Annotated in this window: 6 protein-coding genes; 3 read left to right on the top strand and 3 right to left on the bottom strand. The window is 32.3% G+C overall.

Annotated features, from left to right (window positions below; all coding sequences use genetic code 11):
• The first annotated feature begins 61 nt into the window (after positions 1-61).
• From Q0C58_RS03115 to Q0C58_RS03105, 3 genes are all read left to right on the top strand, one after another.
• Positions 62-3,055: an amidohydrolase family protein gene (locus tag Q0C58_RS03115; protein ID WP_290697398.1), complete on the top strand. Its 2,994-nt coding sequence runs from the start codon at positions 62-64 to the stop codon at positions 3,053-3,055.
• Positions 3,056-3,138: 83 nt separating this feature from the next.
• The gene (locus tag Q0C58_RS03110; RefSeq protein WP_290697395.1) at positions 3,139-4,440 is read left to right on the top strand and encodes an amidohydrolase family protein; all 1,302 of its coding nucleotides are present in this window, start codon (positions 3,139-3,141) and stop codon (positions 4,438-4,440) included.
• A gap of 28 nt (positions 4,441-4,468) precedes the next feature.
• Complete coding sequence (locus Q0C58_RS03105) at positions 4,469-4,828, top strand: hypothetical protein (RefSeq protein WP_290697391.1); 360 nt, start codon at positions 4,469-4,471, stop codon at positions 4,826-4,828.
• Positions 4,829-4,903: 75 nt separating this feature from the next.
• Here Q0C58_RS03105 and Q0C58_RS03100 read toward each other — a convergent pair whose 3' ends face one another.
• The 3 genes from Q0C58_RS03100 to Q0C58_RS03090 form a co-directional block, all read right to left on the bottom strand.
• Positions 4,904-5,698 carry a DUF6503 family protein gene (locus Q0C58_RS03100; RefSeq protein ID WP_290697388.1) on the bottom strand — a complete coding sequence of 265 codons (795 nt, stop codon included), beginning with the start codon at positions 5,696-5,698 and terminating at the stop codon, positions 4,904-4,906.
• Between the two features lie 46 nt (positions 5,699-5,744).
• A complete protein-coding gene (locus Q0C58_RS03095; protein WP_290697385.1) occupies positions 5,745-6,545 on the bottom strand; it encodes a DUF6503 family protein in 801 nt (266 codons plus the stop codon).
• A 100-nt stretch (positions 6,546-6,645) separates the two neighbouring features.
• Positions 6,646-8,286 (bottom strand): T9SS type A sorting domain-containing protein (locus tag Q0C58_RS03090; RefSeq protein WP_290697382.1); only part of this gene is annotated, 1,641 nt, incomplete at its 5' end.

The following is an 8,286-nucleotide window of genomic DNA, read 5'->3' as shown; positions in this document are numbered from 1 at the left end:
TTTGCATTAAATCTACTCTATTTACTACCTTTAAGACTTAATTTCTCTTTTAAACTAACTTATGATTAAAAAAACAGCTCTACTTGTTTGTCTTGTATTTACAATTACACTTTATGCGCAAGAAAACATACCAAAAAACGATGGTGTAAAAACCATAAATTCTAGTTACACAGCAGTTACTAACGCTAAAATACACGTCTCACCTACTCAAATTATTGAGAATGGGACGCTAGTTATTAAAGATGGTAAAATAGTTTCTGTTGGTAGTAATGTCTCGATTCCTAAAAATGCTGTTGTTACAGATTTATCTGGAAAAAGTATTTATCCCTCTTTTATAGATATCTACTCTACTTTTGGTGTAAAAAAACCAGAAAGACCAAGCAATAACTCACGTCGTCCACAATACGATTCTAAACGTGAAGGCTATTATTGGAACGACCATATTAGAGCAGACCAAAATGCTATTGATATGTTTAAATATGATGACAAAGAAGCTAAAAAACTCATGGAAGCTGGTTTTGGAGTTGTAAACACACATATTAATGATGGTATTATTCGAGGAACAGGAACGTTAATTGCACTAAACTCTCAAGGCTCTGATGCTAATAGAATATTAAAGGAACAGTCTGCACAATATTTAGGTACTGAAAAAAGTGCGACGTCTAGACAAGCTTATCCAACTTCAATTATGGGAGCTTTTGCCTTACATCGTCAAGTAAATATGGATGCTAAATGGTATGCTTCTGGAGCAGCAAAAGAAAAAGACAGAACATTAGAAGCATTTAATAAGAATAAAAATCTGGTGCAAATTATTGAAGCTGGAAGTAAAATGAATGCTTTACGTTTAGATAAAATTGGTGATCAATTTAATACACAGTACGTTTTTGTTGGAGGTGGTGACGAATACGAATACATAAAAGAAATAAAAGCTACTAATGGTACTTTTATATTACCTGTAAACTTTCCAGATGCTTACGATATGGAGAATCCGTTTTTGGCAAATTCTGTGGCTTTAGCAGAGCTGCGCGAATGGAACCAAAAACCATACAACCCAAAAATTTTAGCTGATAATAATGTAAATTTCGCCTTATCAACATATAAACTAAAAGAGGCTAAATCTTTTATGCCTAATCTTTTAAAAGCAATTGAAGCTGGATTGTCTAAAGAAAAGGCTTTAGCTGCCTTAACTACTATTCCTGCTCAAATTCTTGGAAAAAGCAGCGAAATAGGAACTTTAAAAACTGGTGCTTACGCTAACTTCTTAGTAACTTCTGGAGATTTGTTTGATAAGAAAACAACCATTTATCAAAATTGGGTTACTGGTATTAAAAACGAATTAAAACCAATGAATCTTAAAGACATTCGTGGTGATTATACTTTTAATTTAGGTAGTACAGATTACGAATTAACGATTAAAGGTGAGTTAGAAAAATTAAAGTCTGAAGTAAAAGCTAATAATAATAAATTAGGCTCTAAAATTAGCCTTAAAGACGATTGGATGAATCTTACTTTTTCTACTGTAGATACAACCAAACAAGAGTTTATTCGTTTAATAGCAAATATTGAAAACACAACTGCTTTTAATGGTAAAGCTATTTTTCCTAATGGAAATGAAACCTCCTTTTTTGCTACAAAAAAATCAGATGCTAAAACAACTGATGCTGAAAAAGGTAAAGATGATAAAAAAGATGAAAAGGATGACGTCGCTAAAGTTGAAAAACTATTTCCTGTAACGTATCCAAACATGGCTTATGGTTTTAAAACCTTACCAAAACAAGAAACACTTTTATTTAAAAACACAACCGTTTGGACTGGTGAAAAAGAAGGTGTTTTAGAAAATACAGATGTTTTAATTAAAGATGGAAAGATTTCTAAAATAGGACAAAACCTAAGCGCCTCTAACGCCAAAGTTATAGATGGTAAAGGCAAACACTTAACTGCTGGTATTATAGATGAACATGCACATGTTGCAACGTCTTCTGTAAACGAATCTGGACATAACTCTACAGCAGAAGTAACACAAGAAGATGTTATAGATCCAGAAGATATTAGTATTTATTACAATCTTGCAGGTGGTGTAACAGCTGTCCAAATTTTACATGGTTCGGCAAACCCAATTGGTGGTCGTTCTGCTATTATTAAACTTAAATGGGGAGAATCAGCCAATAACCTTATTTATAAAAATGCTCCTAAATTTATAAAATTTGCTTTAGGTGAAAACGTAAAACAGAGTAATTGGGGAGATAATAATACGGTTCGTTTTCCACAAACAAGAATGGGAGTTGAACAGGTTTACACAGATTATTTCCAACGTGCAAAAGAATACGATACTAAAAAGAAAAACGGAAAACCATACAGAAAAGACGTTGAAATGGAAGTCATTGCTGAGATACTTAATAAAGAGCGTTTTATTAGTTGCCACTCTTATATTCAAAGTGAAATTAATATGTTAATGAAGGTTGCAGAGAAATTCGATTTTAACATAAACACATTCACACACATTTTAGAAGGTTACAAAGTAGCAGATAAAATGAAAGCACATGGTGTTGGAGGCTCTACTTTTAGCGATTGGTGGGCTTATAAATATGAAGTTAATGATGCTATACCATTTAACGCAGCAATTATGCATAATGCTGGTGTTACTGTTGCTATAAATAGTGATGATGGCGAAATGTCTAGACGTTTAAACCAAGAAGCTGCAAAATCTGTAAAGTATGGTAATGTTAGTGAAGAAGATGCTTGGAAATTTGTGACTTTAAATCCTGCTAAACTTCTACATATCGATGATCGTGTTGGTAGTATTAAAGTTGGTAAAGATGCAGATGTTGTGCTTTGGAGTGATCACCCAATGTCTATTTACGCTAAAGCGGAAAAAACCATTATTGAAGGTGTAACGTATTTTGATATTGATCGTGATAAGCAATTAAGAGCAGCTGTTAAAAAAGAAAAGAACGAGTTAACGCTCTTAATGCTTCAAGCTAAAAATAAAGGTTTAAAAACAAAACCGATTGAAAAGAAAGAAAAGGCACATTTTCATTGTGATAGTGAGTTTTAGCGTTAAGTCGCAGTCTCAGTTTTCAGTATTACTAGGAAAGCTTACTCTTTAATTCAATTGATTTTAACTAAAAAATAATTATAATGAATACTTTAAAATATAATATACTAATTATAACACTATTGCTTTCATCGTTAGTAATAGCGCAACAAACACCAGCTCCAAAACAAAGCAATGCTATTTCTATTGAAGGCGCAACTGCTCACTTAGGAAATGGAGAAGTGATTGAAAATTCGCTTATTATGTTTAGCGATGGTAAGATTACTTTTGTTGGTAGAGCTACTGTAAAAATTGCGAGACAAGGTCAAGTAATGAATGCTAAAGGCAAACATATTTATCCTGGTTTTATTGCGCCTAATTCTACTTTAGGTTTAGTAGAAGTAGATGCAGTTCGCGCAAGTAATGATGCTGATGAAGTTGGCGCTATGAATCCACATATTAGAAGTTTAATAGCTTATAATACAGAATCTAAAGTTGTTGAATCTATGCGACCTAATGGTGTTTTAATGGGACAAATAACACCTCGTGGTGGTCGTATTTCGGGAACTTCTTCTATTGTGCATTTTGATGCTTGGAATTGGGAAGATGCAGCTATTAAAGTAGATGATGGTATTCATTTAAATTGGCCAAATCCGTTTTCACGTGGTCGTTGGTGGCTTGGAGAACCAGCAATGCTTAAAGAAAACAAAGACTATAAAAAACAAGTTGATGAGCTTACTTCTTATTTTGCTGAAAGTAGTGCTTATCAAGCAAGTAATAAGTTACCAAGACATTTACCTTTTAAAGCTTTACAAGGCTTAATTGACGGTTCTAAAAAATTATACGTTCATGTAGATGGAGAAAGAGGGATTACAGATGCTATTAATTTTACAAAAGAAAACAGCATTAAACACCTTGTAATTGTTGGTGGTTACGAAGCGCATAAAGTAAGTAGTTTATTAAAACAAAACAACATTCCTGTTTTATTACAGCGTGTGCATAGCAGACCAAAAAATGATGATGATGATTACGATTTACCTTTTAAATTAGCTAACAAATTAGTTGATGCTGGTGTTTTAGTTGGCTTAGAAAATGCAGGACAAATGGAACGTATGAATGCTAGAAACCTTCCTTTTTTAGCTGGAACTTGTGCTGCTCACGGTTTAGACAAAGAGCAAGCCTTGAGTTTAATTACTTTAAATACTGCAAAAATTCTAGGTGTTGATGCTATGGTTGGTTCGCTAGAAGTTGGTAAAGACGCAACGCTTTTTATAAGTGAAGGCGACGCTTTAGACATGCGAACTAATAAACTAGAAAAAGCATATATACAAGGTCGTGATATTAGTTTAGAATCTCACCAAACAGAATTGTATAAGCGTTATAATAATAAATACAAACAACAATAAGTGTAATAATTTGTTTAAAAATAATATTATGAGACATCTAATAGTTGTAGTTTTCATTTTAGTAAGTACTTTGAGTTTTTCGCAAGAGAAAAACAAAGATCTAAAACAGTTACCATTGTTAATCTTAGTTGGAAATAATGGTAACTTTAATAGTGTTTACAATAAATTAGATACTTTAAGTAAAAATATTACAGAGACTACAGTTGTGTTAAAACGTGAAGATGAAATTAGACAAGGTCTATTAATTATATCTACAGAGAATTTAGGTAAATCCTTTAATGCAATACATCTAGACACAAGACCAAGTTTAAATATAGAAGTACAACGTGTTATGTTTACTGGTAATTTTCATAATCCCAGAAGTCCTGGTTTTATAAAAGTTAACTAACAAAAAAACGAGCCAATTGGCTCGTTTTTTTTTATATTATTAAATGTTTGGTGTAAAATAATTTCACATCTTATACTATTCATTTATTACAGCGTCTGCTGGTTTAGCAAAAACAGAATCTTCAAGTTTATCTTTTGATAAAGAAATGTCTATAAACAGTAAATCGTTACGCTTCTCTCCTATTGTAAAACCTTCTGCTTTATACCATTCTAAAGTTTTTGGTAATACTATGCCATTAATGGTTTGCCAATCTGCATATTTAATAAAACTCCATTTATCACTTTTCTCTTTTGTAAAATAAGTAACGGTATAACCTAACCATGCCATTTTATTAGTGTCTGCATCATAATACATAATGTATTGATCGTCTGGAGATTCGCCTACCTCAGCAGCATAACTAATTTTTATGCCTGGATATTCTTTTCCATCTACTTTTAGTGGCTCTACATTGGAATAAGTTATTCCATCGTCTGCCAGCACATATGGCATAGCATAGAAATAGAACATTAAATTATAATAAAACTGCGGATTACCTTTGTATTTGTTTTCTCCTTTATTAACAAGCCACGTTTCTTTTCCTGTGTAACCTATTTTAAAAGCGTCTGTTTCTATAAATGATCTTCTGTCTTTTAAATCGGTAATAGTAACCTCATCACCTGTAGGTTTTTTCATTGTAAACACTAAAGAATTAAAAGTATTCCACTGGTCTATTCCACCATGCGCATTTAATATTTTTGTTACATTTTCTGGGTAAACAGAAGTAGTTACTTCCATTTTTTCTTCAGAATAATCTACGTTTTCAACTGGTTTTGTTTCTTGCTTACAAGCTGAAATAATTAGCAAAGCAAATAGTAATAGATAGTTTTTCATAATATATTGTTATTGAAGTGATTTAAACTTTTTAATTTTAAAAATTCTATTTTACAAATTTACCTTTTTCTGGCTTTGCAAATAGGTTTTTATTTAAACTTGAAGTAGATAATTTAATATCGGTAAATTTAGTAGTTCCTTTTGCTTCTGTTGGCTTATCATTTTTAAAACCATAGCTAGTTATTGTTTGTGGTAATAGTAAACCATTAACATCTTGCCAATTGCCAAACTTTCTAAAATGAAGTTCTTTTGTGTCTATTCCTGGCACAAAATTTACAGTGTAACCTAACCACTCCATTTTATATGTTTTAGAATTGTAATACAATACGTAACGGTCTTCTGGTGTCTCACCAACTCCTGCGTTATAGGTAACTTGTATTCCTGGATATGTTACTCCTTCAAAAACTAAAGGCTCGACATCTGCATAATTAATACCATCGTCTGATAAAATAAAAGGCATAGCATAGAAATAAAACATTAGGTTGTAATAATATTTTGGTGGATAACCTTTATACTCACCTTCTTCTTTGTTTAAAAACCAAGCTTTATCACCATCGAAACCAATATTTGCTTTTGAGCTTTCTATTAACGCTACTCTAGTATCTAAGTTTGTTGATGTTACTTCTGGCCCATCAGGTTTATCCATTGTAAACACTAAAGATTTCATGGTTTTCCACTTGTCTATTCCGCCATGAGCATTAAATACTTTAGTTAAGTTCTCTGGATAAGCAGGAGTTATTACTTTCACTTTTTCTTCGGAAGAATCCACCTTTAAAGCAGGCTTTTCTTCTTGTTTACAGGCTGATGCTATAATTAGTAAAACAAACATGATTAAGTAGTTTTTCATAATATATTTTAAATTTTTATATAAGTCGATAAACAAAAGTAATGTTTACAAAAAAAGCTTCAGTATGAACTGAAGCTTTTAACTAATATTTATGTTTTGATTATTCTATTATTAATTTCTTGATAGTCTGCTTGTTGTTTTGCTTCAGTTTTACAAAATACAATCCTGTTTGCAAGTTTTCTACGTTAAGTTGAAGCACTTTATTTACAGTATTTTTCATCACTATTTTACCTTGAACATCTATTATTTCTAAAAACGTATTTCTGCTTGAAGCACTATTCAATTTAATATTTAAAATACGAGTTGCTGGATTTGGGTATAGTGTAAAATCGTTGCTGCTAAATTCGTCTACAGACAAACTGTTTTCTACAAATTCGGTTTCAAAAGTATTGGTAATAACTGGTGCATTAAAGTCGAAATAAATTTCTGCAGTATTTGGTATAATAGTACCAATGGCATAACCTGTTGTTGGTTTTATTCTGTAAAGCACATAACCATTACTACCAAAGTCGTCTTGCGATTGTGCTGGCAAATTAATGTTATCGAAAGTCCAAGTTAACTGGTTTGCATTTTGCATCATCACAACATCATGTGTTGCTCTAATAAACTGAAGCGTACTAATATCCAGCAATGGGTTTAAGGTGTTCTCGATACGCACATTTATGGCTTCGGCTGTTCCAACGTTTTGAAATCTTATGGTGTAATATAAATACTCGTCTGTAGTAATAAAACTATCGTAAAGAATATCACTTCCATGAGATTCTGTAATATCGTTTGGATCGTAAGAGCCTATAACTTCTTGAGTAATAACAGATACATTATTCTCGCTAATAACATCGTTACTCGCAGTTGTATAAGCGACAGAGCTTGTTACAAACTCTCCTAAGGTAACAGTTGGAGGAGTGTATAATCTAAACCAAACGACTCTACTTTCTCCTGGTAAAAGGTTCGTGAAATCTACCGTTGCTCCTGTAGTAGTTTGCGTAACTGTTAACCCACTATCTTGTGGTGTTGCGTCTACATAATCTACAATAGTATCGTGAATAAAAGTTACAGTACCAGAAGCGATTGTTGTTGAACCTAGGTTTTCTATTACTAAATCGTTCCAGTAATTAAATCCAGGTCTTGGAGCGCTAAATGGTACTAAATAAACAGATAAGTCTTCGCAAGGCATTTGTTCTGTTATTGGAAAGTCTATAGTAACTGTACTTCCGTCTGTAACTGTAATATCTTCCAACAATGCTGTTGCTATGGTAAAACAATTCTCGTAACCAGCATTTGTTGCAAAAGTAATATCGTAACTATTTGCTTCAACTTGATTTACTATTGTAAAACTTCCTGTGTTAGAATTCACTGTGTTTATACTGCCATCATCATTTACTTCATAAGTAAAGAACCCGTTTGTAAATGGTGTATCTGCTCCATTAAAAACACCATCGTTATTAGTGTCTAAGAAAGCATTAACCTCAATAAACCCATGGTTATTTCCGCAGAAAACATCAAAATCTATAGCATCGTTTGTACAGCTAATTACAGAGCCATCAGACTGAATATAAACCGTTGCTGTTTCTCCTGTGGTTGTAAAGGTTAAACCTGTTAAATTTCCATCAGCATTAAGTCCATAAGGATTATCTGCATTTAAATTTGTTACACCATCACTATCAAGCACTATAAGTTCGTCGAAATTATTTTCTGTAGTTCCAGAATTAAAAACAATGTATAATGGTGAACTATCGTTACT

The sequence above is a fragment of the Lacinutrix sp. genome, assembly GCF_023299985.1.
Lineage (GTDB): Bacteria > Bacteroidota > Bacteroidia > Flavobacteriales > Flavobacteriaceae > Lacinutrix.
This window is presented reverse-complemented; position numbering and strand designations above follow the sequence as displayed.

Excerpts from the sequence above, each read along its gene's own strand:
- Q0C58_RS03105 (WP_290697391.1), top strand. The coding sequence starts at position 4,469 with ATGAGACATCTAATAGTTGTAGTTTTCATTTTAGTAAGTACTTTGAGT.
- Q0C58_RS03110 (WP_290697395.1), top strand. The coding sequence starts at position 3,139 with ATGAATACTTTAAAATATAATATACTAATTATAACACTATTGCTTTCA.
- Q0C58_RS03100 (WP_290697388.1), bottom strand. The coding sequence starts at position 5,698 with ATGAAAAACTATCTATTACTATTTGCTTTGCTAATTATTTCAGCTTGT.
- Q0C58_RS03115 (WP_290697398.1), top strand. The coding sequence starts at position 62 with ATGATTAAAAAAACAGCTCTACTTGTTTGTCTTGTATTTACAATTACA.
- Q0C58_RS03095 (WP_290697385.1), bottom strand. The coding sequence starts at position 6,545 with ATGAAAAACTACTTAATCATGTTTGTTTTACTAATTATAGCATCAGCC.